The organism is Sphingomonas plantiphila (assembly GCF_046000505.1).
In the GTDB taxonomy this organism is placed as follows: domain Bacteria; phylum Pseudomonadota; class Alphaproteobacteria; order Sphingomonadales; family Sphingomonadaceae; genus Sphingomonas; species Sphingomonas plantiphila.
Genome location: NZ_JBELQC010000003.1, coordinates 482,821 through 508,616 on the forward strand (window position 1 = coordinate 482,821; position 25,796 = coordinate 508,616).

Genomic DNA, 25,796 nt, shown 5'->3' on the forward strand with positions numbered 1-25,796 from the left:
CTGCCGTTCGCGGCGCTGGCCCTCATGCTCCCGGGGGTCGCGCATGCCGATCTCGGCGCCTATGTGAAGGCGCGCGCCGCCGCCGCCGATGGCGCGGTGGACGCGGCCGCAGCGGGCTATGCCGCGGCGCTGGCCGAGGCGCCGGGGGACGAGGTGGTGGCGATCCGGGCCTATCGCAACGCGCTGGCGGCGGGGGACATCGCGCTGGCCCGGCGCGCGGCGGCGGTGCTGGTGCGCTCGGGCGTCGCGCCCGCCGACACCGCGATCCTCGAATTTGCCGACGCGGTCCGGACGCGCGATCGCCTGCGTGCGGACGATGCGCTGGGACGAATCGGATCCGGCCCGCTCGATTTTCTGGCGCCTGTGCTGCGCGCATGGCTGGCATTCGATCGCGGCGCCGATCCGTTTCCGATCCTGGACAATGCCGGCGAGAGCGGACTGAGTCGTCGCTATATCGCCGAACACCGCGCGCTGCTGCTGATCGCATCGAAGCGGCTCGATGAAGGCGTGGCGGCATTGCGGGCGGCGGTGGGTGCCGATCCGGGGAGCATCGACCTGCGCTGGAATGCCGCGACCCTGCTCGCCGGAACCGGCCGGGAGCGGATTGCGCGCGAAGTTCTGTCCGGCGACGATCCGGTAATCACCGCCCTGCGCGGCGGCCTGCGCAAGTCGCGTCCCGGGGCAGCATTCGGAACCAGCCGGCTTCTGACGCGCCTCGCCGCAGATCTGTCGGGCCAGGAAACCCAGGCGCTGTCGATCCTGCTCGCGCGCTCGGCGCTGCTGCTCGATCCCGGCGACGATCGCGCGAAGCTGTTGCTGGCCGCGGCGCTGGCGGGAGAGCGTGCATTCGATCGCGCCATCCTGGCGCTCGATACCGTCAGGCCGGACAGCCCCTTCCACGGCGCGGCGCTGGCCGAGCGCGTCGGGTTCCTGCGCGAGCAGGACGAGCCCGAGCGGGCGCTGGCGCTGGCGCGGGGGATGGCGATGCGCCGGGGCGCGGACCCGCGCGACCTTCAGCGCTATGCCGACAATCTGTCCGACCTGGGGCAGGATGCCGAGGCGGCGCGCGTCTACCAGAAGGCGCTGGAGATGGCCGGCGCTTCGGCGACATGGGTCCATCATCTCCAACTCGGCGGCGCGCTGGAGCGGTCCGGGCAGTGGGAGGCGGCGTTGCCGCATCTGCGCAAGGCCGTCGAGCTCGCGCCCGAGCAGCCGGTCGCGCTCAACTATCTCGGCTATGCGCAGATCGAGCGGGGCGAAAATCTGAACGAGGCGGTCGCCTTGCTGGAACGCGCCAGCCGGTTGCGTCCCGACGATCCCGCGATCACCGACTCGCTGGGCTGGGGCTATCTCCGCAGCGGCGATGTGGCCAAGGCGCTGCCGCTTCTCGAGCGCGCTGCGCAGGGACAGCCTTCGAGCCCGACGATCAACGAGCATCTGGGCGATGCCTATTGGAAATCGGGTCGCCGGTTCGAGGCGCGCTACGCGTGGCGCGCGGCGGCGGTCTATGCCGAGGGTGAGCAGAAGGGGCGGTTGACGACCAAGCTCGCCGACGGCTTGGCGCAGAGGACGGCGGCAAACTGATCGACCGCGAGCCCGCACCGGCGAAGCTCAACCTGGCGCTGCATGTGCGGCGGCGGCGCGACGACGGCTATCACGAGCTGGAAACATTGTTTGCGTTCGTAACGGACGGCGATTTGGTCCAGCTGGACGACGCGGGCGAGGGATTTGCGGTCGAGGGGCCGTTTGCGGCTGGCCTCGCGGATGAAGGCGACAATCTGGTGACCCGCGCGCGTGACGCCTTCGGCAGGGCGTTCGGCGTGGCGACGCCGGGGCGGATCACGCTGGAGAAGAACCTTCCGGTCGCGTCGGGCCTGGGCGGCGGATCGGCGGATGCCGCCGCGATGCTAAGGCTGCTGGCGCGGCGGCAGGGCGTGGCGGTCGACGATCCGCGCCTGTTCGCCGTGGCGGATGCGCTGGGCTCCGATGTCCCCGTCTGCCTGCTGGGGCGGACCGCGATCGGCACGGGGCGCGGCGAGCAGCTTGCGCCGGTTGCCGGTGCGGCGGGTGTGCCCGTGCTGCTGGTCAATCCCGGCGTCGCGGTCGCAACCGCCGCCGTATTTCGCGGCTGGGATGGCGTGGATCGGGGCGCGCTCCCTGAGGGAGACGTGCTGACGGCAGCGCGCGCGGGGCGCAACGATCTGGAGCCGCAGGCGCGCGCGATCGCTCCGGCAATCGACGATGTGCTGGCACGGCTCGACGCAGCGTCGGGCGTGGTGCTGGCGCGCATGTCCGGATCGGGGGCGACCTGTTTTGCGCTGTTCGAGACAGCCGCGGCGCGTGCGGCAGCCGCGCGCGACATCGGGCAAGCGGAGCCGGGGTGGTGGTGTCTCGAAACGGCACTGGCGTGACAGGCGGTTGTGCCAGACTGGCGCAGCGCGGGTCGCCGGGCCTTGCCTCTGGGTGGGGCGGAGAAACTGGCCCTGTTCTTGCTGGTTCGTTGCTGCGGGTCAGGCGCCGGGAGCGAAACGCCCGCGGATGGCCCCCGTCTTCGCCCGACAGGGCGGGCGGGCGCCATCCCCGATTTCGGGGGCCGCGATGATCCGGTCCGCGCGTGACGGCGCCATCGCCCTGCTGACGCTCGATCGTGGAAACGCGCGCAACGCGATCTCGATCGACGCGTGGGATGCGCTGGCGGACGCGGCAGCGGCGATCGCCGCGAGCGATGTCGCCGCGGTTATCCTGCACTCCGCGATGCCCGGCATGTTTTCGGCCGGCGCCGACCTCACCGAATTTCCGACCCTGATCGACGATCCGGCGCAGCGCGCGCGCTTTCGGTCGGCAATGGCGCGGGGGATCGAAGGAGTCGCGGCGCTGCCGATGCCGGTCATCGCCGCGGTGGACGGCGGGTGTTTCGGAGCGGCGGTCGCATTGACGCTGGCGTGCGACATCGTCGTCGCTGGCGATGGCGCGGTGTTTGCGACGACGCCGGCCAAGCTCGGCATCGGATATCCGGCCGGCGACGTCGCGCGGCTGAAGGCGCGGGTGGGCGAGGGGCAGGCGGCAACGATGCTGTTCACCGGCGAGCGGGTCGATGCCGATGTGGCACTGCGCATCGGGCTGGCCCATCGGCGGGCGGACCATGCAGAACCTGTGGCGCGGGAAATGGCGCGTGCGATCTCCGCCAATGATCGCGACGCGGTGCGATTGCTGAAATCCGTCCTTCGCAACCCCCACGCGCCCGGCCACGATCGCGCATTCGAGGATGCGTTCGCTTCGGTCGCGTTCGCCGAACGGCTCGAGGCGTTTCTGGGAGGCAGGCGATGACCGGCTATCGCTGGATCGAGGGCGCGGGCGATATCCTGATCCTGTGCGATCACGCGTCCAATACGGTGCCGGACGACATTGATCTGGGGATCGATCCGGCGCTGCTCGACAAGCATATCGCGATCGACATCGGTGCCGCTCCGCTGGCCGAGGCGCTCGCCGCGCAGCTGGGCGCGCCCGCGATCCTTGCGGCGGTGTCGCGGCTCGTCATCGACTTCAATCGCGAGCCGGATGCACCGGGCCTGATCCCCCATGTGAGCGACGGGCATGCCATCCCAGGCAATGATGCAGCCGATCGCGACGCGCGCATCGCCCGTTACTTCGCACCCTATCACGCACAGATCGCGCGGACGGTGCGCGCGCGGCGTCCCGCGCTGATCGTCGTGATCCACAGCTTTACGCCCGCGCTGGAAAACGGGCTCGCCGAACCCCGTCCGTGGGAGGCGGGCATTCTCTACAATCGCGATGCCCGCGCTGCGCGGATCGGGGTGCGCCTGCTGCGTGAGGCGGGCATCGTGACCGGCGACAACCAACCCTATTCCGGGCGCGTCCTCAACGCGACGATGAACCGGCACGCCGAGGCGACCGGGACGCCGTATCTCGGGATCGAGATCCGCAACGATCTGATCCGCGACGCTGCGGGCGTGGAGCGGTGGCGTGAAATTCTCGCAAAACTGGTAACAGATGTGCGCGATCATCTTGCGCAGGGGCCGCTTGCGGCGACATAGGCGCGGCATGACCAACCGTTTCGACAAGTCCCGCCTGCCGTCGCGCCACGTGTCGGTCGGCCCCGAGCGCGCGCCGCATCGCAGCTATTACTATGCGATGGGGCTGAGCGAGGAAGAGATCGCGCGTCCGTTCGTGGCGCTCGCCAGCGCGGGCAATGACAGCGCGCCGTGCAACACGACGCTGGACATGCAGGCCGATGCCGCGCGCAAGGGCGTGATCGACAATGGCGGCATGCCGCGCCGCTTCAACACGATCACCGTGACCGACGGCATAGCGATGGGTCATCAGGGGATGAAATCCTCGCTGGTGAGCCGCGAAGTGATCGCCGACTCGGTCGAGCTGTCGGTGCGCGGGCATTGCTATGACGCGCTGGTCGGCTTTGCCGGGTGCGACAAGTCGCTGCCGGGAATGATGATGGCGATGCTGCGCCTCAATATCCCGTCGATCTTCGTCTATGGCGGATCGATCCTGCCCGGCCGCTACGAAGAGCGCGACGTCACCGTGGTCGACGTGTTCGAGGTCGTCGGCAAGTTCGCGGCGGGCACCTGTCCGATCAGTGAGGTGCACGCGCTCGAAAAGGTCGCGTGCCCGGGCCATGGCGCGTGCGGCGGCCAGTTCACCGCCAACACCATGGCGTGCGTCGGCGAGGCGATCGGGCTGTCGCTGCCCAACAGCAACATGGTCCCGGCACCCTATAGCAGCCGCGAGCAGATCGCGATCGCGGCAGGCTATCAGGTGATGGAGCTGATCGAACGCAACATCCGTCCGCGCGACATCTGCACGCGCGAAGCCTTCGTGAATGCTGCGCGGATCGTCGCGGCGACGGGCGGGTCGACCAACGGCGCGCTGCATCTGCCGGCGATGGCGAGCGAAGCCGGGATCGATTTCGATCTGTTCGACGTCGCCGAGATATTCAAATCAACGCCTTACATCGCCGACCTCAAGCCCGGTGGTAAATATGTCGCCAAGGACATGTACGAGGCGGGCGGCGTCTACATGCTGATGAAGACGATGTTGGCCAACGATCTGCTCGACGGCAACTGCATGACGGTCACCGGCCGCACGCTGGGCGAGAATATCGATCAGGTGACGTGGAACCCCGACCAGAAGGTCATCTACGACGTCAAGACGCCGATCACGCCGACGGGCGGCGTCGTCGGGCTGCGCGGCAGTCTCGCCCCCGATGGTGCGATCGTGAAGGTCGCGGGCATGCACCGGTTGCAGTTCGAGGGGCCGGCGCGCTGCTTCGATTGCGAGGAGGATGCCTTCGCCGCGGTAGAAGCGCGCTCGATCCGCGAGGGCGAGGTGATCATCATCCGCTATGAAGGGCCCAAGGGCGGTCCCGGCATGCGTGAGATGCTGTCGACCACTGCTGCGCTCTATGGCCTGGGCCTCGGCGAGAAGGTTGCGCTGATTACCGACGGGCGCTTTTCCGGTGGCACGCGCGGCTTCTGCATCGGCCATGTCGGGCCGGAGGCGGCCGAGGGCGGGCCGATCGCGCTGGTCGAGGATGGCGACACGATCCGCATCGACGCCGAAGCGGGAACGATCGACCTCGACGTGGCCGATGACGTGCTGGCGCAGCGCCGAGCAGCCTGGCAGCCGCGCGTCAACGACTATCGGTCCGGGGCATTGTGGCGCTATGCGCAGAATGTCGGACCTGCTTATAAGGGCGCGGTAACGCATCCGGGGGCAAAGTCCGAAACGCATGTTTTTGCGGATATCTGAAGTTATTGCGGCAGCGGCGCTGCTGACGCTGGCCGCCTGCGATCGGCCGAAGGTCCAGACCGAGGCCGAGCGGGCCGAAGCGGCGCGTGCGATGGAAAAGCGCGCCGCGGCGGAGGGGCGCATCCCGTGCGCGCTGAACGGGACGAGCGATTTCGCGACCCGCTGCACGATCGATCGCGTGCAGTCGCAGGACGGGCTGATGTTGACTATCCGCCATCCCGACGGCGGCTTCCATCGGCTGCGCGTGACGAAGGACGGGCGCGGCGTGGTGGCGGCCGATGGCGCGCGTCAGGCGCTGGTCAGCGTGATCGCGCCCGACGCGATCGAGGTGGCGATCGACGACGTCCGCTATCGCCTGCCTGCGACCGTGAAGGGTGCAAGCCGGCAGTAAGCGGCCAAGTGTGCGCGTGCGGGCGCCGATAGCGGCCGCAGGCGGTTCGACTTCGTGCCTCCGCTGCTGGTGGTCGACCACGAAGCCGCTATTTGCGAAACGGGAGATTTAGTCCTATCGCCGCGTGGCCAGAGGGCCGGGCGGCCGCGTTATGCGCAAGCATACCGAGGAAAGTCCGGGCTCCACGGAAACACGGTGCCGGGTAACGCCCGGCGGTCCCGGTTCGCCGGGGTCAGGGAAAGTGCCACAGAGAGCAGACCGCCCACTGGTCTTCGGACTGAGGGCAAGGGTGAAAGGGTGCGGCAAGAGCGCACCGCGCGACCGGCAACGGAAGCGGCACGGCAAACCCCACCGGGAGCAAGATCGAATAGGGGCCGCATATGGGGAGTTCCGCCCCGCGGCCCGGGTTGATTGCTTGAGCCCCCATGCAAATGCGGGCCTAGAGGAATGGTCGCCCATCGCGCGCACCTCCCCTCGGGGAAAGGGCCGCGTGGACAGAACCCGGCTTACAGGCCCTCTGGCAACTCATTTCGTCTGAAAGCCGGGGCTTGTCACCGCCGCGCCCGCTGGGGGATAAGGGGTGGCGGAGGCGAAGTTCATGATACGCGGCACCCTGCTCGCCGCGGGCGTATCGCTCGCGGCCCTCATCTCCGGCCAGGCCGAAGCGCGCGAGAACGACGGCGTGCGGATGTGCGCGCAGGAGGCGCGGCTTCCCACGCCCGACGATACGACCGGTAAGCCTTATGACGAGATCATCGTCGAGCGCGCGATCCAACTGTGCCGTAGGGCGCTGGCCGATGCGCCGGGCAATGCCGACGTCATGGCCAATCTTGGTCGCGCGCTGACCAAGGCGGGGGAGGGCGCGGAGGCGTTCCCGCTGATCGAACGCGCCGCCGCCGCAGGGAGCATGCAGGCGGCAAATACGCTGGCATCGATGTACGAGCTGGGCGAGGGCGTGGTGAAGGACCCCGTGCGTGCGTTCAGCTATGCCCGCGCCGGTGAGACGAGTCGCTATGTCTGGATCGTGGGACGCCTCGCCGAATATTATATGAAGGGCGTAGGGACGACCGCCGATCGCGCCGCGGGATTGCAGCTCTATGCCCGCGCCGTCGAGCTCGGCAATGTCGGCGCAGCGAAGGATCTGGGCGACATCTATCGCTTTGCCGAGCACGGCGTGCCGCAAGACTATGCGATGGCGCGCAAATGGTATCGGCGCGCGATGGAGATGGGCGACGACACTGCGGTCGCCGCTCTCGGCTATATGAGCGAAATGGGCCTTGGCGGAGCCAAGGACCCCGCTGAAGCGCGGCGGCTGTACAAGCTCGCGTCGGATCGCGGTTCCGGCTGGGGCGCCGAAAACTATGCGGTGATGCTCCAGACCGGGCGGGGTGGGACTAAGGACGAGGCGGGCGCGGCGGAATATGTCCGGCTCGCCGTCGACCGTGATCAGACCAGCGCGATGCGGCGGCTCGGCACCTATTATCGCGACGGCATCGGGGTCGAGCGCGATAACCAGATGGCGATCGCCTGGTACCGCAAGGCCGCGGACGCGGGCGACGACGACGCGATGGTGGAACTGGGCGACATGGCGACCAACGGGCGCGGCATGCCGCGCGACGAGGTCACCGGGCGCGACTGGTATCGCAAGGCCGCCGAAGCGGGGAACGGGAACGGCATGCGCAAGCTCGCCTTCGGGCTGGCATCGAGCGAGTTCACCGGGGTCCCGAGCGACAATCCCGCCGCGGTCGAATGGTATCACAAGATGGCGACGCTGGAGGATCCGGACTTTGCCGCGGTCGCCGCCGACGTGTTTTCGGAGGGCAAGGTGGTCCCGATGGACCTAAAAGCCGCGCGGAAATATTACACCCGCGCCTATGCCGAAGGGGTCGAGGATACGGGACGGCCGCTGGTCGAGGTCATCCTGCGCGACGAGCCGGGCGATTCCGGGCGCGCCGAGGCGCTGAAGATCCTGACCGACGCTGCGGCCAAGAAGGAAGGCTGGGCGATCGCCGCGCTGGCGCATCCCGGACCGCTGATCGAACAAGCCGGCCTCAAGGTCGATAGCGATGTCTGGCGGGAAAGAATCGCGCGCGAGACCGATCCGGCGCTGCTGACCGAGGTCGCGAAGGCGTTGCAGAAGGGCACGCTGTCGCGCCAGCAGTTCGGACTCGCCGTGCAATATGCGCGCGCCGCCAGCGATCCGTCGGTTTCGAAGGAATATCAGCTCAAGCTGATGATCGACCTCAAGCTTCAGGAAGCGGCGCAGCGCGAACTGGCGCGCTACGCCGATACCGACGAGTTCAAGGGGTTGCCGGAGGAGCGGCGCAAGGCGTTCATCGCGCAGTTCGATACCCCGTCGATGTTCAACTTCAACGGCGATGCGTCGCATATCCCGCTGTTCGAGAAGCTCGCCCAGCTCGGGATGAAGGAGGCCGCAGCCAAATATGCCTGGCGGCTGCTCGACGAAGGGAAGGGTGATCCCCAGGCCGCGCTGAAATGGTTCGCGATCGCCGCCGAACGTGGCTCTGCCGACGCCCAGCGCGCGATCGGCTATATCTATCTCAAGGGCTATGGCGTCGAGAAGAACGCGCTCAAGGCGGTGCGCGCGTGGGAAGAGGCCTATCGCCGCGGCGAGGGCTATGCCGCGCTCAGCCTGGCGCTCTACTACAAGGGCGAACTCGACTTCACCGATGCCGAGCGGTCTGGCGCGCCCGCCACCGATCCCGTGCAGGCGTTCGAGTGGATGCAGCGTGCCGCATCGTCGAGCTATGCCAACGCCGTCCTGCTCGCGCGCATGTACCTCGCCGGCAACGGGACCAAGGCGAACCCGAAAGAGGCGATGCGCCTGCTGCGCTGGGCGGTGCATTGCGGCGATTACAGCGCGCGCGTGGCGGTCGGCGAAGCCTATCTCCACGGGTCCGGCGTGGCGAAGGACCCCGACATGGCGCTGCGCTGGTTCCGCCATGCCGCCGGCTCGGGATGGAGCGGTGGAGCGGTCGCCATGGTGCGCGCGTCGGCGCTCGGCTGGGGCATGAAGCCCGACCTCAAACAGACTCGCTACTGGCTTGCCGAAGCGGTGCGCCGCGGCAGCGATGATGCGCAGAAATGGCAGGAGGCCTGCGGAGCACAGGCGACGATCCGGTGCCTGACGCGGATCGAGGGCTTCACGCCGCTCCCGATCGGACCGGAAACGCCCGGACTGAGCGCCGAGCCGAGCTTCGAGGCGCGCGAGGCGATGCTCAAGAAGGATCTCGACGCGGCGGTCGAGAACGGTTCGGAATATGCGGTGTTCGAAGGGTTTCGCGGGCTGGAGGAGCATTATCTGCTCTACGGCAAGATGGACCAGTTCCTGGCGACCAAGGTCCGCGCGCTCGCGATCAAGGATGCCGCTGTCTATTCGCGCTACGGCAGTCGGGACAATTACTTCGCGCTGATCGAAACCTCGTGCCACTGGTCCAGCGCCGCGAACGAAGCCAATGGCGGCGGGCGGCGCGAGGCGGCCTTGTTCTTCGCCAAGGTCGCGGTCAACAAGCTGCAGGATGCACGCAAGCGGATCGCCGATCTCGATCCGTCGATCCGCGAATGCTTCATCCGCGTGCATCAGGATCGCTATCGCTACCTCGCCGGCATCTTCATGGAGATGGGGCGCTTCGGCGAGGCCGAGCATGTGCTGGCGATGCTCAAGGATTTCGAGAGCTACAATTACACTCGCGACAAGCGGCGCGAGGGCGAGGCGTTCGACCGGATGCCGCTCGATGCAAAGCAGACGCAGAGCATCGCCGCGTTCGACGCAGCCACCGAAGCGCTGGCCCAGGCCGGGGCGGCCCGCGACCGGCTGATTGCGCTGCAACGCCAGGGGACACTGACCCCGCAACAGCAACAGGAGCTGGCCGCCGCGACGACGGCGCTCGGCGCTGCCCAAACCGCGTTCCGCAGCGAACTGGGTGATCTGGCGGACGCCGTCGCGGGGCTGGACGCCGCCAAGACACCCGACCAGGAGGAAAAGGCCGATCGCGTCGCGTCGATCCAGCCGCGCCTGATCAGCACCGTCCGGCGGCTGGGCAAGGACGTCGCCGCGCTGCACGCGGTGGTGCTGCCCGATCGCATCCACTGGCTGGTGACCACCGCCAACTACCAGAAATCGATCGTGGTGCCGATCGACATTGCGGCGTTGCGCAAGGATATCGGCCTCTATCGACAGGCGATCAGCGACAAGGCGGTGTTCATCACCGACCCGGCGTCGCGGCTGTATCGCGATGCGTTCGAACCGGTGGACAAGGCGTTGCGCGCCGCCGGAATCAAACAGGTGATGCTCTCGCTAGACGATGCGCTGCGCTATCTGCCGATGGCGGCGCTGCACGACGGCACCGACTGGCTTGCCAAACGCTATGCCTTCAGCTCCTTCCGCTCGATCGACGAAGTGCAGATGGGTCCTTCCGACGCCGCTGAATGGCGCGTGGCGGCGCTGGGCGCGAGCCAGGGTGGGGCCGGTCTTAGCCCGCTGCCCGCGGTTCCCGCCGAACTCAGCGGCATCGTACGCGGCGAGGGGGCGGCGACCGGGGTGTTGCCGGGGGTCGTCAAGCTCGACACGGCGTTCGACCGCGCCGCGCTGGGAACGGCGATGGCGGGCGGCTATCGCGTCATCCATATCGCGTCGCATTTCGCGCTCGACCCCGCCAGCGCGGACAAGTCGTTCCTGTTGCTCGGCACGGGGCACGAACTGCCGCTCACCGAATTCATCCGGGACGGCAGCTTCACCGCGATCGATGTCGACCTGCTCGCCCTCTCCGCCTGCCAGACGGGGGTGCCGGGGGGCAACCAGAACGGGTCGGAGGTAGATGCGAGCCTTGCCGAGCTGGCGCAAAAGGCCGGTGCGTCTGCGGTGCTCGCATCGCTGTGGTCGGTCGCGGACGAATCCACGGCGGTGCTGATGCAGCGCTTCTACGCGATCCATGCCAAGGGCGGCACGAGCAAAGCAGAGGCGTTGCGCCAGGCGCAGATCGCGCTGATGGCATCGCAGGGCGGCGCGGGCGTCGACCGTGGCAGCCTGAGGCAACAGGCGGACAAGCCGAAGGGGCCGGCGGTGACCGGCTATGCGCACCCCTTTTACTGGGCGCCCTTCACTTTGTTGGGGAACTGGCAATAGGGCCGGGCTCGCATCGGGCGGGTTGAACCTTTCGCTGGCGGAGGTTAGGCGCACTGGACGCGCTGCACTGCAGCAATCCTCTTTCTGCTGGTTTTCCGGAGCGCCGTATGGCCGACGTCCACATGTCCTTTGCCTCGAACGTCCGCCGTGACTGGCTGACCAATCCGGGGCGCGAGATCGTGTCGGGTCTGGTCGTGGCGCTCGCGCTGATCCCCGAGGCGATCGGGTTCGCGCTGATCGCCGGGGTGGACCCGAGCGTCGGACTGTATGCCAGCTTCTCGATCGCGGTGATCATCGCGATCACCGGCGGACGTCCCGGAATGATCTCGGCCGCAACTGCGGCGGTGGCGGTGCTGGTCGGCCCGCTGGTGCGCGACCATGGCGTCGAATATCTGTTCGCCGCGACGATCCTGATGGGCGTGTTCCAGGGGATCGCCGCGCTGCTGCGGCTCGACCTGCTGATGCGCTTCGTGTCGCGATCGGTGATCACCGGATTCGTCAACGCGCTCGCGATCCTGATCTTCATGGCGCAGCTGCCCCAGCTCACCAATGTCGGATGGGAAACCTATGCGATGGTCGCGGCGGGGCTCGCGATCATCTACCTGCTCCCGCGCCTGACCACCGCCGTGCCATCGCCGCTGGTCGCGATCGTGCTGCTCGCGGCGGTGGCGATCGGCATGGGGATCGACGTCAACACGGTTGGCGAGATGGGCAAGCTGCCCGATGCACTGCCGATGTTCCACCTGCCGCAGGTGCCGTTGACTTGGGAAACGCTGCGCATCATCGCGCCCTTCTCGCTGGCGATGGCGGCGGTCGGCCTGCTCGAATCGCTGCTGACCGCACAGATCGTCGACGACATGACCGAGACGCGATCGGACAAGCAGCGCGAGACGCTGGGGCAGGGGATCGCCAACTTCTTCACCGGGATGATCGGCGGCATGGGTGGCTGCGCGATGATCGGCCAGTCGGTGATCAACGTGAAGTCGGGCGGGCGTCGTCGCCTGTCGACCTTCGCTGCGGGCATCCTGCTGCTGATCCTGATTGTCGCGCTCGGGCCATGGGTCGCACAGATCCCGATGCCGGCGCTGGTTGCGGTGATGGTGTTCGTGTCGGTCAGCACCTTCCGCTGGCAGTCCTTCGCCGATCTGCGGGTCCATCCGTGGCAGTCGAGCGTGGTGATGCTGGCGACCGTAATCATCGTGGTGTGGACCCACGATCTGTCGATGGGCGTGCTGGCCGGCGTGCTGCTGTCGGGAATCTTCTTCGCCGGCAAGGTGCGCCAGCTTGTCACGATCGAGTCTGCGGTCAGCCCGGACGGAACCACCCGCCGCTATAGCATCGCCGGGCAGATCTTCTTCGCCTCGACCGACCGGATCATGGAATCGATCCGCTTCCGCGAGGAGGGTGTGGCCAAGGTGGCGATTGACCTGAGCGACGCGCATTTCTGGGACATTTCGGCCACCGGCGTGCTCGACAAGATCGTGCTGCGCCTGCGCGCGGAGGGCAAGGAGGTCGAGGTGATCGGGCTTAACGAAGCCAGCGCCACGCTCGTCGAGAAATATGGCGAGCACGACAAGCCGTTCGCCTCGCTCGGCGTGGTGGGGCACTGAAGCCTGGCTATGCCTTCTAAAATGTCGCGATGGCTTGCCGTCGCGACATTTCATTGTAAGGCGGCGCCATCATGGCCAGCAAACCCCTCACCCTCTACGAAAAGATCTGGGCGTCGCATGTCGTCGAACGCCGTCCCGACGGCACCTGCCTCATCTATATCGACCGCCATCTCGTCCATGAGGTGACGAGTCCGCAGGCGTTCGAGGCGCTGCGCATCGCCGGCCGCCGTGTGCGCCGCCCCGATCTCACGCTCGCGGTGCCGGACCACAATCTTCCCACCACCGCGCGGGTCGATGCGGCGGGCAATCGCCTGCCGATCGCGGACGTCGAGAGCGCGCAGCAGCTGGCGGCGCTCGAGCGCAACGTCGCCGAGTTCGGGATCGACTATTTCGGCGCGACCGACCCTGAGCAGGGCATCGTCCATGTCGTCGGCCCCGAACAGGGGTTCACCCTGCCCGGGACTACGCTGGTCTGTGGCGACAGCCATACCTCGGCGCACGGCGCGCTCGGCGCGCTCGCCTTCGGCATCGGGACGAGCGAGGTCGAGCATGTGCTGGCGACCCAGACGCTGCTGCTCAGCCAGTCGAAAACGATGGAAATCCGCGTCGACGGCACGCTCGGCTATGGCGTCAGCGCCAAGGACGTGATCCTCGCGATCATCGGCAAGATCGGGGCCGCGGGCGGCACCGGCTATGTCCTCGAATATACCGGCGAGGTGATCCGCAACCTGTCGATCGAGGGGCGGCTGACGATCAGCAACATGTCGATCGAGGGCGGCGCGCGCGCCGGCCTGATCGCGCCCGACGAGACCACCTATGCCTATCTGAAGGGCCGGCCGATGGCGCCCAAGGGCGCGGAGTGGGATAAGGCGCTGGCGTGGTGGCGGTCGCTGCCGACCGATCCGGGCGCGCAGTACGATCGGACCGTGACGCTGCAGGGCAGCGATATCGCGCCCTCGCTGACCTGGGGGACCAGTCCCGAGGACGTCGTGCCGATCACCGGAAGCGTGCCCGATCCGGACAGTTTCGAAGACCCGGCCAAGCGCGTCGCGGCGCGGAAATCGCTCGACTATATGGGCCTCGCCCCCGGCATGCGGATGCAGGACATCGCGGTCGAGCATATCTTCATCGGCAGCTGCACCAACAGCCGGATCGAGGATCTGCGCGCTGCCGCTGCGGTGGTGAACGGGCGCCAGGTTGCCGACGGCGTGCGCCAGGCGCTGATCGTCCCGGGCTCGGGGCTGGTCAAGCGCCAGGCCGAGGCCGAGGGGCTCGATCGCATCTTCACCTCAGCCGGGTTTGAGTGGCGCGAGCCGGGCTGTTCGATGTGCCTTGCGATGAACCCCGACAAAGTCCCCGCGGGTGAGAGATGTGCTTCCACTTCCAACAGAAATTTCGTAGGAAGGCAGGGTCCGGGGGCGCGTACCCACCTCGTTTCGCCCGCCATGGCGGCGGCGGCGGCGGTGACCGGGAAGCTGACGGACGTTCGGGACCTGATGGGGGTCCAGGCGGGGGGATGACCGGTGAAGCGCGTATTGGTGGCATTGATCGCAGGCACGATTCTGAGCGGCGCAGCGGCGGTCTATGCGACCGCGACCTTCACGGTGGGCGAAGCACAGGCGGCTGCCCCGGTTCGCTGACGCGGCCTCCCGTCATATGGGAGGATGACGATGCATAGACTGGCCTTGGCCGCTGGCGCGGCGTTGATGCTGATGGGGCAGGCGGCCCCGTCGGATCCGGAGATGCGGCTGTGGCGGCTCGATTGCGGGACGCTGGAGGTGTCCGACTTCGGCCCGTTCAGCGACACGCGCGACTATGACGGGCAACCGCGCGACATCGTCGACAGCTGTTATCTGGTGAAGCACGGTGCCGATTATCTGCTGTGGGATACCGGCCTCCCCGCGTCGCTGATCGGCAAGCCGGCGACCGAGTGGGTCTTCACCTATCGGATGACGACGACGCTGCGCGACCAGCTCCGTACGATCGGTGTGAAGCCGGACCAGATCCGCTATGTCGGGATCAGCCACTATCATGACGATCATACTGGCCAGGCCAGGGATTTCCCCGGCGCGACGCTGTTGATCGGGGCGCAGGACTGGGAGGCGATCAGGACGGTGCGCCCGCAATCCGAGCGCGACCGGTTCCAGCCATGGATCGGCGGCGGCGCGAAGGTCGAGCCGGTCGACAAGGATCGCGACGTGTTCGGCGACGGTAGCGTGACCATCCTCGCGATGCCGGGCCACACGCCGGGGCATCGCGCGCTGCTCGTGAAGCTGCCGCGCATGGGAAATGTGCTGCTGTCCGGCGATCAGTTCCATGCCCAGGAAAGCTATGACAAGGGGTTGGTCCCGGCGTTCAACTTCGATCGCACCGACACGCTCGCCTCGCACGATCGGTTCAAGGGCATCGTGCGCAGCCTGAAGGCGACCGTGATCATCCAGCATGAGGCCGCCGACGTGAAGAAACTTCCCGCTTTTCCGAAGAGTGCAGAGTGATGGAACCCGTCAAAAAGGTCGAAGGGCGTGCCTATCCGTGGGGCGCGAAGAATATCGATACCGACATCATCATCCCCGCCCACTGGCTCAAGACCGTCAGCCGCGAGGGGCTGGGGCGCGGCGCGTTCGAGACGGTGCGCGCCGAACCCGGCAATCTCTTCGACGATCCCGCCTATGCCGGATCGCCGATCCTGATCGCGGGCGAGAATTTCGGGTGCGGGTCGAGCCGCGAGCACGCTGCCTGGGCGCTGAAGGACATGGGCATCGTCGCGGTGATCGCGCCCAGCTATTCGGACATCTTCGCGAGCAACGCGTTCAAGAACGGCATCGTCGCGGTCGTACTGCCGCAGGCGGCGATCGACCGGCTGATCGAGGTTGCGAAGAGCGATCCGATAACGATCGATCTGGAGACGATGAGCGTGACCACGCCGTTCCAGGACCGCTTTGCCTTCGAGATGGACCCGTTCCGCCGCGATTGCCTGATGCAGGGGCTGGACGAGGTCGGCCTGACACTGGCAAAGGATACCGCGATTTCGAAATTCGAATCGATGGTCGCCACGGAGCGGCCGTGGATCGGTAAGGAGAGCGGTGATGCGGGCCTTGTTGTCGAAGGAAGTGGGCGGACCTGAAACTCTAACGATGGGCGAGCTGCCGGATCCGGTGGCCAAGCCCGGCGAGGTTGTGGTCGCGGTCAAGGCCTGCGCCATCAACTATCCCGACGTCATCATCATCGAGGATAAATATCAGTTCAAACCCCCGCGGCCGTTCGCGCCTGGCGGCGAGATCGCGGGCGTGGTGGAAGCCGTGGGCGAGGGGGTCGACGACCTGAAGCCCGGCGACCGCGTGCTGGGATCGACCGGCTGGAATGGCCTGGCGGAGAAGGTCGCGGTCGAGCGCCGCCGCCTCTACCGCCTGCCCGAGGGCAAGAGCTTCGAGCAGGGTGCGTCGCTGCTGATGACCTATGGCACCAGCATCCACGCGCTGCTCGATCGCGGGCATCTCAAGGAAGGCGACACGCTGCTGGTCCTTGGCGCAGCCGGGGGCATCGGCCTGTCGGTCGTGGAACTGGGCAAGGCGTTCGGCGCGCGCGTCATCGCTGCGGTGTCGAGCGAGGAAAAGGCCGCTGCGGCGAAGGCGGCTGGCGCGGATGAGACCGTGATCTACGGCCGCGCGCCGTTCGACAAGGATGCGTCCAAGGCGCTGGCGGAGCAGTTCAAGGCTGCGGTCGGCCCCGATGGCGCGAACGTGATCTACGATCCGGTCGGCGGCGACTATGCCGAACCCGCGCTGCGGTCGATCGCCTGGGAAGGGCGCTATCTCGTCGTCGGCTTCCCGGCGGGCATCCCGAAGCTGCCGCTCAACCTCACGCTGCTCAAGAGCTGCGACGTGTGCGGCGTATTCTGGGGCGCTTTTGCCGCGCGCGATCCCAAGGCCAACGCTGCGCATGTCGAGCATCTGTTCCGCCTGTGGGAAGCGGGAAAGATCAGCCCGCATGTCAGCGAAACATTCGCATTCGAAGATGGCGGCAAGGCGATCGCCAAGCTTGCGGGGCGCGGAGCGATCGGCAAGCTGGTGGTCAAAGTCGCGGATTGAGGTTGGCCGGCGCCGGGGCTAGTCTTTCCGGCATATGGCGGGGCAGGTCACACGCGCTGGAATCGCTCCAGTGATGCCGGGATGAGGGCGCTACGGACGGTCGCCGTCGCATTGCTGCTCTGCATGCCGCAGGCCGCGTTCGCGCAGACCGAGCGTGCCGCTGCGGCTCCCGCGGGGCAGATTGCTCTTCCCGAAGATGCGATCGCCTATATCCCGCCGCGCGCGATTGGCGCGGCGCCACTGCTCGTCCTGCTTCATGGCGCGACCGAGCGGCCCCAGTCGATGGTCGCGCGGTTTCGCGCAGAGGCCGATCGCCGCGGGATCGTGCTGCTTGCTCCCAAGTCCGCTGGCGACACATGGGACATGATTGCCGACTTCGATCGCCGACGAAGCCAGGTCGTGCGCAGCCGCTCGGCGCGGCTGAACGTCGATCCGCCGCGAATAAACCGCGCGATTCGGGCGCTGCTCGAGCGTGCGTCGGTCGACCCGGCCCGTATTGCCCTGGGCGGCTTTTCCGATGGCGCCAGCTATGCGCTCACGATCGGGAGCGACAATCCCGGCTTTTTCCGCACCTTGCTCGTCTTCTCGCCCGGGATGCTCTACCTTTCGCCCCGGCGCTCGCCCGGTCAGCGCGTCTTCCTCTCCCATGGCAGCAGCGATCCGGTGCTGTCGTTTCAGGCGAGCAAGTCCCGCTTCGTTCCGCAATTGCGCAAGGAGGGTCTGGCGGTCACGTTCCGCGAATTCGACGGGCGGCACGAACTTCCAGACATCGTCTTGCAGGAGGCGGTCGCCATGTGGCTCGATATGCCTTCGGAGTCGGCGCAGTCGTCCGCCTCGGAGGCGCGGCAGAAGTAGAAGGCGGTGCGTCGTCACGATCGTGACGCGCAGGTCGTTCGCCTATTTCCCCGGTTGCCGCCGCGCCATGAACGCCAGCCGTTCGAACAGCATCACATCCTGCTCGTTCTTGAGCAGCGCGCCGTGCAGCGGCGGGATCGCCTTGCTCGGGTCGCGCGACTGCAGCACGTCGAGCGGCATGTCCTCGTGCAGCAGCAGCTTGAGCCAGTCGAGCAATTCGCTCGTGCTCGGCTTCTTCTTCAGGCCCGGCACCTCGCGGATATCGTAGAAGATATCCATCGCCTTGCTCACCAGCATCTTCTGGATGCCGGGGAAATGCACGTCGATGATCGCCTGCATCGTGCCGCGATCGGGGAATTTGATATAATGGAAGAAGCAGCGGCGCAGGAACGCGTCGGGCAGTTCCTTCTCGTTGTTCGACGTGATCACCACGATCGGGCGCTCGGCGGCGCGGACCGTCTCGCCGGTCTCATAGACGTGGAATTCCATGCGATCGAGTTCGTGGAGCAGGTCGTTGGGGAATTCGATGTCCGCCTTGTCGATCTCGTCGATCAGCAGCACGGGCAGTTCGGGCGAGGTGAACGCCTCCCACAGCTTGCCCTTGCGAATGTAATTGGAAATCTCGTGGACGCGCGGATCGCCGAGCTGGCCGTCGCGCAGGCGCGCGACCGCGTCATATTCATACAGCCCCTGATGCGCCTTGGTCGTCGACTTGACGTTCCATTCGATCAGCGGCGCGCCCACCGCCTTGGCGATTTCATAGGCGAGGACCGTCTTGCCGGTTCCCGGCTCGCCCTTGACCAGCAGGGGCCGGCGCAGCGTGACGGCGGCATTGACCGCGACCTTGAGGTCGTCGGTGGCGACATAATCCTGCGTGCCTTCGAAGCGCATTCCCGTCCTCGCGAAATTGGAAGATCGGGTATGGCCTAGCGGGGGAAGGGGGACGGGCGCAAGCGGGGAGTTGCGGTTATGCGCGTGCCGACGCGCGCGCATCCAGCAGATCGAACAGCCCGCGATGCTGCGCCAGCATCTGCTGAGCGCCGAACATCATCGCGCGCTCAACCGGAAGCGAGGCGGCGAGCGCGTCGATCACGGTCGCGGTCTCGAACCCGGGCGGCAACAAGGACGGGGGCGAATCGATCCCCAACCGCTCCGCAGTGATGTTCAGCATGTGCCGGATGGCCGGCCAGTCGAGCGCCAGCGCGATCGCGGTCCCGTCCGCGCAGCCGGTCCGGTCCGATTGGGCGAGCATGTCGAGCGCATGGCGCTGTGCGGTGACGGCGGCTTCGGAGGCTGCCTGTCCCGGCGTGCTGGGCAGCGGCCCCGCCGCGGCGACGATCCGGACCAGATAGGCGCGCTCGGCTGCAAAGCCCTGCGCCGCCTGGGCCAGCCATGCGGCGGTGGCCGCCTGACGCGAATGCGCGGCCGCCAGCTCGAAGATATCTGGATGGCGCGCGTGCAGGATGCAGATCTGATGCGCAAAATCGGATAGATCGCGCATCTGCGCGATGCCATGGCTGAGGCGCGCGAGATAGGGGTGCGCGGCGCTGCCGTCGGCAGATACGAGCGCGGTCAGCGTGCCCGATGCACCGCTTAGCCCTGCTGTCCGTACCGTTTCGAGTGCCATAGGTCCCCACAAAGCAAACGCGCCGGCCAATCCGGCGCCCTTAAATCTGCTTTGCCCGGCAGGTGTATACCGAAGCGCGTAAAGACCTGGTTGATCGCGCGTTAAGTGTGTCTTCGGGATTGTGACGCGCGGCGCCAAGAAAAAGGGGCAGACGCACGACGGCGCCGCCCCTTGTCTCAGGCGTGGCGGATCAGCGGCGTGCGGGAGGCGCCGCGGCGGCCGCGTCGGCGGGCAGGCCGCCCAGTTCGTAGACCAGCTTGGTATAGGCGTCGAGATAGGCGAGCACGATCACCTGACCGATCTCGGTATTCTGGTAGCCGCCACCGCCGGCACCCGCGAAGCCGCCCCACCACCCGCTGCCTGCCGCGGCGCCGAAGCCGACATCGGTCTTGCGCGCATAGCCTTCCGTCAGCGCCTTTTCCTCGGTCGTGCGGGCGTCCACCATCGACAGGGTGACGCTCGCTTCCTTCTTGCTCACCTTCAGGCCGCCCGCGATCGCGCCGACGCCGCCGAGCAGCCCGCCGCGGCGGCCGAGAAGGCCGCCGATCGCACCGCCTACGGCGCTACCGCCCGAATCCTTGTTGCCCGATACGATGTCGGGCTGGAGGAAATAGTCGGCGGTGCGGACCTGGCCCTTGCCGATATTCTGGCCGCTCTGCATCTCGCCCTGCTCCTGCAGCGCCCGCTCCATCGCGCGGCTCTGCATCGCGCGTCCGCGGTTGACGATGGTGAAGCAGCCCGATTGCTGGACGAATACCTTCAGGATCGCCTCCGGGCTGCCCAGGTTGAACTCGCGCCACCACTGGGTGTCGGGTTCGACGATCGCGACGGTGCCGAGATTGCGGGTGCACCGCGGAATCTCGCGCTGTCCACGCTCCTGATCGCGGCGACCCGACGACGCGCCCTTGGTGGTGCCGTCGCGATAGGTCTTGCCCGACGAGCTGGTCGCGGTCTGCGCCGATGCGGCGATCGGCCCGGCGGCCATCGAGACCAGGGCGGTTGCGGCGATAAGATTGCGGACGATGCGCATGAATTGATCCCTCCCTTGCAGGGGCGTCTCGCCCCGAAATGCCGGCTGTGAGGATATGATTTCGTCCTGCGCCACGCGACTGACAGAACCTGACGCTCCCCCTGCCAGCGCAGATCATACCGTAAGCGATATGAGCGTGAATAGGGAAAAGCGGCCGTCCGGGAACCCGGGGTCAGGGTTCGATCCGCTCCCGCGTCGTGCGACCGCCGCTGACCGTCCACAGATCGCCGAAGTCTTCATGCGCGAGATCGGCGGGCCGGGTGCCGCCCAGTTGCTGGACGATGTCGGGAACGGTGTTGCTGTGCCCGACGATGAGCACCGGGCAGGCCGACGCCTTGGCCCGCGCGACCACGGCCGGCGTGTCGCGCGGATCATAGCTCTGCACGACGACGCTGCGCCCTGCCGCCAGCGGCGCGACGGTCTGGCGCGTGCGCTTGTAGTCGCTGACCAGGATCGCGCAGAGCCGCTTGCCCCGGAACCAGCGTGCCAGCGCCTCGGCCCGCGCCACCCCCTGCGGCAGCAGATCGGGATCCTTCTCCCCCGCCGGCGTGTCGAAATGCCGGACGACATGGACCGATTGCGGCGTCGGGCCGGCCAGCGCGGGGGCGGCGAGGCAGGCGAGGGCGAGGATCAGGCTACGCATCGTCGCACACTGGCGCTACGGGGCATCTTCCGCAAGGTCGCGCCGCCTGCTAGGCGCGCGCAATCATGGCAACCGAACTTTCCCGTATCCGCAATTTCTCCATCATCGCGCATATCGATCATGGCAAGTCGACGCTTGCCGATCGCCTGATCCAGCGCACCGGCGGCCTCACCGCGCGCGAGATGAGCGAGCAGGTGCTCGACAATATGGAGATCGAGAAGGAGCGCGGCATCACCATCAAGGCGCAGACCGTGCGCCTCGACTGGAAGGGGCCGGACGGGCTCGATTACGTCCTCAACCTGATGGACACGCCGGGTCACGTCGATTTCGCCTATGAAGTGAGCCGGTCGCTCGCCGCGTGCGAGGGCGCGCTGCTGGTGGTCGACGCCGCGCAGGGCGTGGAGGCACAGACGCTTGCCAATGTCTATCAGTCCATCGAGCATGACCACGAGATCGTGCCGGTGATCAACAAGATCGACCTGCCCAGCGCCGAGCCGGAAAAGGTACGTAACGAGATCGAGGAAGTGATCGGCATCGACGCGTCGGGCGCGGTGCTCGCCTCGGCCAAGTCGGGCATCGGCATCGACGAGATCCTGAACGCGGTGGTCGAGCGCATCCCGGCGCCCAAGGGCGATGCCAATGCCCCGCTCAAGGCGATGCTGGTCGACAGCTGGTACGACCCGTATCTCGGGGTCGTCATCTTGATCCGCGTGATCGACGGCACGATCAAGAAGGGCCAGCAGATCAAGTTCATGGCCGCCGGGACCACCCATCTGGTCGATCGCGTCGGCGCGTTCCGCCCCAAGATCGAGCAGCTGCCCGACCTCGGCCCCGGCGAGATCGGCTTCATTACCGCGCAGATCAAGGAAGTGGCACAGGCCCGCGTCGGCGACACGCTGACCGACGCCAAGCGTCCCGCCGCCGAAGCGCTGCCCGGGTTCAAGGAAGTCCAGTCGGTGGTGTTCTGCGGCCTGTTCCCGGTCGATGCCAACGACTTCGAGAAGCTGCGCGAGAGCATCAGCAAGCTGCGCCTCAACGATGCCAGCTTCTCGTTCGAGATGGAAACCTCGGCCGCGCTCGGCTTCGGCTTCCGCTGCGGCTTCCTCGGCCTGCTGCACCTGGAGATCATCCAGGAACGGCTGATGCGCGAATACGATCTTGACCTCATCACCACCGCGCCGTCGGTGGTGTATCAGATCGAGCTGACGCATGGCGGCGGGCATATCGAGTTGCACAATCCCGCCGACATGCCCGATCCCAACAAGATCGAAAGCATCGCCGAACCGTGGATTCAGGCGGTGATCTACGTCCCCGACGAATATCTCGGCTCGGTGCTCAAGCTGTGCCAGGACCGGCGCGGCATCCAGAAGAATCTCACCTATGTCGGCGGCCGCGCGCAGGTGACCTACGAACTGCCGCTCAACGAAGTCGTGTTCGATTTCTACGATCGCCTCAAATCGATGTCGAAGGGCTATGCCAGCTTCGACTATGAGCAGATCGGCTATCGCGAGGGCGACCTCGTCAAGATGGGCATCCTCGTCAACGAAGAGCCGGTCGATGCGCTCAGCATGATCGTCCACCGCTCGACCGCCGAGGCGCGCGGGCGCGGCATGTGCGAGCGGCTCAAGGAACTGATCCCGCGCCATCTGTTCAAGATCCCGATCCAGGCGGCGATCGGCGGCAAGGTGATCGCGCGCGAGACGATCAGCGCGATGCGCAAGGACGTGACCGCCAAATGCTATGGCGGCGACGCCACCCGCAAGCGCAAGCTGCTCGACAAGCAGAAAAAGGGCAAGGCCAAGATGCGCGAGTACGGCAGCGTCAGCATCCCGCAGGAAGCGTTCATCGCCGCGCTGCGCATGGGCGAGGAATAGGGAGCGAGCGCGTCAGAAAGTGACCGTGGAACGCGCGGGCCGACCCGCGCATTCAATGGCCATGCGGTGACGCATCATCCCCTGAGCCTCACGGGGCGCCGCGCCGAACCGGCCCGGCGCCCCACTTTTTTGTCGGCTTTGGACAAATGCGCCCGGAACTAGCCGGAACGCTGATGCATTTGTCGGTCCAAAGGGGCATCACCGTTTCATCATGCCGGACCAGGCTTTCGCAATCGCGCTGATCGGGGCGCTCGGAATCGGCGCGCAATGGATTGCGTGGCGTACCGGCTGGCCCGCAATCGCGCTGATGCTCGCTGCCGGCGTGATCGCTGGCCCGGTAACCGGACTGATCGATCCCGAACATGTGTTCGGCGAACTGCTCGAACCGATGGTCTCGATCGCGGTGGCGCTGATCCTGTTCGAGGGCGGCCTGAGCCTCAATTTGCGCGAATTGCGCCAGACCGAGGGTGCGGTCACCCGCCTCGTCGTGCTCGGCGTGCCCATCGGCTGGGCGCTCGGCGCGCTCGCCTGCTATTACGTCGCGGGTCTGGTCTGGCCGGTCGCCATCCTGTTCGGTGGCATCCTTGTGGTGACCGGGCCGACCGTCGTCATGCCGCTGTTGCGCCAGAGCAGTGTCGCCAGCAGGCCCCGCGCGATCCTCAAATGGGAAGGGATCGTCAACGATCCGTTCGGCGCACTGTGCGCTGTCCTCACCTATGAATATCTCCGCCGGGCAGGCGAGGGGGCGTCGCTGTTCGAGGTGACGCTGGCACTCGTCGCCGCCGTCGTGATCGCCGGCCTGATCGGCTACGGCGCTGCGCGCGCGGTCGCCTGGTCGTTTCCGCGCGGTTATGTCCCCGAATATCTGAAGGCACCCGTACTGCTCGTCGCGGTGATCGGCACCTTTGTCGGATCGAACGCGATCCAGTCCGAGACCGGGCTGTTTGCGGTCACGCTGTTCGGCATCGCGCTCGCCAACATGCATCTCGACAGCCTGCGCGACATCCATCCGTTCAAGGAGAATGTCACCGTCCTGCTGATCTCGGGCGTGTTCGTGATCCTGTCGGCCTCGCTCGATTTCGAAGCGGTGCGCCAGTTCGAATGGCGCTTCCTCGGCTTCCTCGCCGCGATCCTGTTCCTCGTCCGCCCTGCAACGGTGCTTCTCAGCCTGGCCTTCAGCCGGATTCCGTGGAACGAGCGGTTGCTGATCGCGTGGATCGCGCCGCGCGGCATCGTCGCGGTCGCGATCTCGGGGCTGTTCGCACTGCATCTGCGCGAGCTTGGCTATAGCGATGGCGGCATCCTGGTCAGCCTGTCCTTCCTGATCGTCGCCGGCACCATCCTCGCCCACGGGTTCAGCATCCGCCATGTCGCACGCTGGCTCAAGGTGACGGGCGCCGAGAAGCACGGGCTGCTGCTGGTCGGCAGCACCAGCTGGAGCCTGAAGCTCGCCGAACAGCTGCGCCAGCTCGAGGTGCCGGTGACGATCGCCGACGCCAGCTGGCAGCGGCTGACGCCCGCGCGACAGGCCGGCATCCCGATCTTTCATGGCGAAATCCTGGCCGAGGCGACCGAGGACCAGCTCGACATGAGCCAGTTTCAGGTGCTTGCCGCGACGTCGACCAACGAGGCGTACAACGCGCTCGTCTGCACCGAATTCGCCCCCGAAATCGGCCGCGACTCGGTGTATCAGCTGGGCGACGCGAGCGATGACGATCCGCGCAGCCTGCCCGAAAGTCTGCGCGGGCGCGCGATGTTCGCCTCCGGCCTCGGCGTCGAGGAAATCCTGGAGCGCGAGGCGCAGGGCTGGGAATTCCGCAAGACCAAGATCGGTGAACAATATGATTTCGAAAGCGCCAAGGCGGCGCTTCCGGAAGGCGGTGACATGCTGATGCTGGTGCGCAAGAATGGGCATCTGCGGTTCTTCACCCATGCGTCGCGGCCGACGCCGCAGCCGGGCGACACCGCGATTTCGTTCGGTCCGCCGCGCAAGCGCGCGGCGCGAAAGAAGAAGGAAGAGGTGACGGGGGAAGCGGCATGAAGCGATTGGCGACGACGAGCATGATCCTGGGCGCGAGCGCATTGCTGACCGCGTGCGATCCGCCGGCAGGAAATGCGGTACTGGCGAACGATGCGGCCTCGCCGGAAAACGCCACCGATCCGATGACGAACACGGCGGAGGTCGACGAGGCGAAGTCGATCCTGCGCCCGGTCGAGGATGAGGTCACGCCGCCCGCCCCGCCGCCCGTCGAACCGGTATCGCTCACCATTTCCTTCGCCGATGGCGGATCGAAGCTGTCCGACGAGGCGAAAGCCGCGCTCGATGGCGTGATTGCAGCGCCGGCGATGGTTACCGGCGGCGCGATCACGCTGCGCGGGCACAGCGACAGCCGCGGGTATGACGGCGACAATCTGGTAGCCTCGCGTCGCCGTGCGGAAGCTGTGGCCGACTATCTCGTGGAAAAGGGCGTGCCGCGCGAGCGCATGACCGTCATCGCACTGGGCGAAAACCGCCCGGTCGCTCCGAATGCGAAACCCGATGGCTCCGACGATCCGGAGGGGCGCGCTCGCAATCGCCGCGTCGAGGTGGAGGTAGTCCCGCCGCCCGAACCCGATTCCGGATCCGAAGCCGACGAAGCGGCGCCCGCAGCGAATAGTGCCGAGCCCAAGCCGCAGTGATGGTCAGAGTCTGACCGTGGCGGCGTCGCTGCGGGCGCGGCACAAACCGGGCGTGCGGTAACGCATTCA

Annotated in this window: 20 protein-coding genes and 1 other RNA gene; 17 read left to right on the forward strand and 4 right to left on the reverse strand. The window is 67.0% G+C overall.

Translation table 11 applies throughout. The features are described from left to right. Positions 1–24 precede the first annotated feature (24 nt). The 14 genes from ABS767_RS17380 to ABS767_RS17445 all read left to right on the forward strand — a co-directional run bounded on the left by ABS767_RS17380 (position 25) and on the right by ABS767_RS17445 (position 17,874). Positions 25–1,584, forward strand: a complete 1,560-nt coding sequence (locus ABS767_RS17380; RefSeq protein ID WP_408080671.1) for a tetratricopeptide repeat protein — start codon at positions 25–27, stop codon at positions 1,582–1,584. Beyond that, the gene (locus ABS767_RS17385; RefSeq protein ID WP_408080767.1) at positions 1,584–2,411 is read left to right on the forward strand and encodes a 4-(cytidine 5'-diphospho)-2-C-methyl-D-erythritol kinase; all 828 of its coding nucleotides are present in this window, start codon (positions 1,584–1,586) and stop codon (positions 2,409–2,411) included. The genes ABS767_RS17380 and ABS767_RS17385 overlap by 1 nt, the downstream gene beginning before the upstream one ends. Positions 2,412–2,598: 187 nt before the next feature. After that, positions 2,599–3,327, forward strand: a complete 729-nt coding sequence (locus tag ABS767_RS17390; RefSeq protein ID WP_408080673.1) for an enoyl-CoA hydratase/isomerase family protein — start codon at positions 2,599–2,601, stop codon at positions 3,325–3,327. Further along, complete coding sequence (locus ABS767_RS17395; RefSeq protein WP_408080675.1) at positions 3,324–4,055, forward strand: N-formylglutamate amidohydrolase; 732 nt, start codon at positions 3,324–3,326, stop codon at positions 4,053–4,055. Before ABS767_RS17390 ends, ABS767_RS17395 begins: the two co-directional genes overlap by 4 nt. A 7-nt stretch (positions 4,056–4,062) precedes the next feature. Continuing rightward, positions 4,063–5,784 carry a dihydroxy-acid dehydratase gene (gene ilvD / locus ABS767_RS17400; protein ID WP_408080677.1) on the forward strand — a complete coding sequence of 574 codons (1,722 nt, stop codon included), beginning with the start codon at positions 4,063–4,065 and terminating at the stop codon, positions 5,782–5,784. Next, positions 5,765–6,175, forward strand: coding sequence for a hypothetical protein (locus tag ABS767_RS17405; protein WP_408080679.1), 411 nt, complete (start codon positions 5,765–5,767; stop codon positions 6,173–6,175). The genes ilvD and ABS767_RS17405 overlap by 20 nt, the downstream gene beginning before the upstream one ends. 128 nt (positions 6,176–6,303) lie before the next feature. After that, positions 6,304–6,700, forward strand: an RNA gene (rnpB, locus tag ABS767_RS17410) — RNase P RNA component class A. Positions 6,701–6,773: 73 nt separating this feature from the next. Further along, positions 6,774–11,321, forward strand: coding sequence for a CHAT domain-containing protein (locus ABS767_RS17415; protein WP_408080681.1), 4,548 nt, complete (start codon positions 6,774–6,776; stop codon positions 11,319–11,321). A 122-nt stretch (positions 11,322–11,443) separates the two neighbouring features. Next, positions 11,444–12,931: a SulP family inorganic anion transporter gene (locus tag ABS767_RS17420; RefSeq protein ID WP_408080769.1), complete on the forward strand. Its 1,488-nt coding sequence runs from the start codon at positions 11,444–11,446 to the stop codon at positions 12,929–12,931. Positions 12,932–13,002: 71 nt separating this feature from the next. After that, positions 13,003–14,451, forward strand: a complete 1,449-nt coding sequence (gene leuC, locus ABS767_RS17425) for a 3-isopropylmalate dehydratase large subunit (protein WP_408080683.1) — start codon at positions 13,003–13,005, stop codon at positions 14,449–14,451. A gap of 150 nt (positions 14,452–14,601) precedes the next feature. Then, positions 14,602–15,426, forward strand: a complete 825-nt coding sequence (locus tag ABS767_RS17430; RefSeq protein WP_408080685.1) for an N-acyl homoserine lactonase family protein — start codon at positions 14,602–14,604, stop codon at positions 15,424–15,426. Further along, positions 15,426–16,055 carry a 3-isopropylmalate dehydratase small subunit gene (gene leuD / locus ABS767_RS17435; protein ID WP_408080687.1) on the forward strand — a complete coding sequence of 210 codons (630 nt, stop codon included), beginning with the start codon at positions 15,426–15,428 and terminating at the stop codon, positions 16,053–16,055. Before ABS767_RS17430 ends, leuD begins: the two co-directional genes overlap by 1 nt. Further along, entirely contained in the window at positions 16,018–17,019 is a 1,002-nt protein-coding gene (locus ABS767_RS17440) for an NADPH:quinone oxidoreductase family protein (RefSeq protein ID WP_408080689.1), read from the forward strand. The genes leuD and ABS767_RS17440 overlap by 38 nt, the downstream gene beginning before the upstream one ends. An 81-nt stretch (positions 17,020–17,100) precedes the next feature. Next, a complete protein-coding gene (locus ABS767_RS17445) occupies positions 17,101–17,874 on the forward strand; it encodes an alpha/beta hydrolase (RefSeq protein WP_408080691.1) in 774 nt (257 codons plus the stop codon). A 42-nt stretch (positions 17,875–17,916) separates the two neighbouring features. Here ABS767_RS17445 and ABS767_RS17450 read toward each other — a convergent pair whose 3' ends face one another. From ABS767_RS17450 to ABS767_RS17465, 4 genes are all read right to left on the reverse strand, one after another. Continuing rightward, positions 17,917–18,765 (reverse strand): AAA family ATPase, encoded by an 849-nt coding sequence (locus ABS767_RS17450; RefSeq protein ID WP_408080693.1) that lies wholly within the window; start codon positions 18,763–18,765, stop codon positions 17,917–17,919. 76 nt (positions 18,766–18,841) lie between these two features. After that, positions 18,842–19,501, reverse strand: coding sequence for a DUF6975 family protein (locus ABS767_RS17455; protein ID WP_408080695.1), 660 nt, complete (start codon positions 19,499–19,501; stop codon positions 18,842–18,844). 190 nt (positions 19,502–19,691) lie between these two features. Further along, complete coding sequence (locus ABS767_RS17460) at positions 19,692–20,531, reverse strand: CsgG/HfaB family protein (protein ID WP_408080697.1); 840 nt, start codon at positions 20,529–20,531, stop codon at positions 19,692–19,694. A 172-nt stretch (positions 20,532–20,703) separates the two neighbouring features. Continuing rightward, entirely contained in the window at positions 20,704–21,174 is a 471-nt protein-coding gene (locus tag ABS767_RS17465) for a SixA phosphatase family protein (RefSeq protein ID WP_408080699.1), read from the reverse strand. 65 nt (positions 21,175–21,239) lie between these two features. On the opposite strand from ABS767_RS17465, the gene lepA reads away from it, so the two are divergent. The 3 genes from lepA (at position 21,240) to ABS767_RS17480 (ending at position 25,727) form a co-directional block, all read left to right on the forward strand. Continuing rightward, entirely contained in the window at positions 21,240–23,048 is a 1,809-nt protein-coding gene (gene lepA / locus ABS767_RS17470) for a translation elongation factor 4 (RefSeq protein ID WP_408080701.1), read from the forward strand. A 211-nt stretch (positions 23,049–23,259) separates the two neighbouring features. Further along, the gene (locus ABS767_RS17475; protein WP_408080703.1) at positions 23,260–25,089 is read left to right on the forward strand and encodes a cation:proton antiporter; all 1,830 of its coding nucleotides are present in this window, start codon (positions 23,260–23,262) and stop codon (positions 25,087–25,089) included. Beyond that, positions 25,086–25,727 (forward strand): OmpA family protein, encoded by a 642-nt coding sequence (locus tag ABS767_RS17480; protein ID WP_408080705.1) that lies wholly within the window; start codon positions 25,086–25,088, stop codon positions 25,725–25,727. The genes ABS767_RS17475 and ABS767_RS17480 overlap by 4 nt, the downstream gene beginning before the upstream one ends. Positions 25,728–25,796 lie beyond the last annotated feature (69 nt).

Coding starts and splice junctions, on each gene's coding strand:
- ABS767_RS17430 (WP_408080685.1), top strand. CDS start 14,602: ATGCATAGACTGGCCTTGGCCGCTGGCGCGGCGTTGATGCTGATGGGG.
- ABS767_RS17395 (WP_408080675.1), top strand. CDS start 3,324: ATGACCGGCTATCGCTGGATCGAGGGCGCGGGCGATATCCTGATCCTG.
- ABS767_RS17460 (WP_408080697.1), bottom strand. CDS start 20,531: ATGCGCATCGTCCGCAATCTTATCGCCGCAACCGCCCTGGTCTCGATG.
- ABS767_RS17380 (WP_408080671.1), top strand. CDS start 25: ATGCTCCCGGGGGTCGCGCATGCCGATCTCGGCGCCTATGTGAAGGCG.
- ABS767_RS17445 (WP_408080691.1), top strand. CDS start 17,101: ATGAGGGCGCTACGGACGGTCGCCGTCGCATTGCTGCTCTGCATGCCG.
- ABS767_RS17465 (WP_408080699.1), bottom strand. CDS start 21,174: ATGCGTAGCCTGATCCTCGCCCTCGCCTGCCTCGCCGCCCCCGCGCTG.
- ABS767_RS17415 (WP_408080681.1), top strand. CDS start 6,774: ATGATACGCGGCACCCTGCTCGCCGCGGGCGTATCGCTCGCGGCCCTC.
- leuD (WP_408080687.1), top strand. CDS start 15,426: ATGGAACCCGTCAAAAAGGTCGAAGGGCGTGCCTATCCGTGGGGCGCG.
- ABS767_RS17440 (WP_408080689.1), top strand. CDS start 16,018: ATGCGGGCCTTGTTGTCGAAGGAAGTGGGCGGACCTGAAACTCTAACG.
- lepA (WP_408080701.1), top strand. CDS start 21,240: ATGGCAACCGAACTTTCCCGTATCCGCAATTTCTCCATCATCGCGCAT.
- ABS767_RS17420 (WP_408080769.1), top strand. CDS start 11,444: ATGTCCTTTGCCTCGAACGTCCGCCGTGACTGGCTGACCAATCCGGGG.
- ABS767_RS17450 (WP_408080693.1), bottom strand. CDS start 18,765: ATGCGCTTCGAAGGCACGCAGGATTATGTCGCCACCGACGACCTCAAG.
- ABS767_RS17390 (WP_408080673.1), top strand. CDS start 2,599: ATGATCCGGTCCGCGCGTGACGGCGCCATCGCCCTGCTGACGCTCGAT.
- ABS767_RS17455 (WP_408080695.1), bottom strand. CDS start 19,501: ATGGCACTCGAAACGGTACGGACAGCAGGGCTAAGCGGTGCATCGGGC.
- ABS767_RS17480 (WP_408080705.1), top strand. CDS start 25,086: ATGAAGCGATTGGCGACGACGAGCATGATCCTGGGCGCGAGCGCATTG.
- ABS767_RS17405 (WP_408080679.1), top strand. CDS start 5,765: ATGTTTTTGCGGATATCTGAAGTTATTGCGGCAGCGGCGCTGCTGACG.
- ABS767_RS17475 (WP_408080703.1), top strand. CDS start 23,260: ATGCCGGACCAGGCTTTCGCAATCGCGCTGATCGGGGCGCTCGGAATC.
- leuC (WP_408080683.1), top strand. CDS start 13,003: ATGGCCAGCAAACCCCTCACCCTCTACGAAAAGATCTGGGCGTCGCAT.
- ilvD (WP_408080677.1), top strand. CDS start 4,063: ATGACCAACCGTTTCGACAAGTCCCGCCTGCCGTCGCGCCACGTGTCG.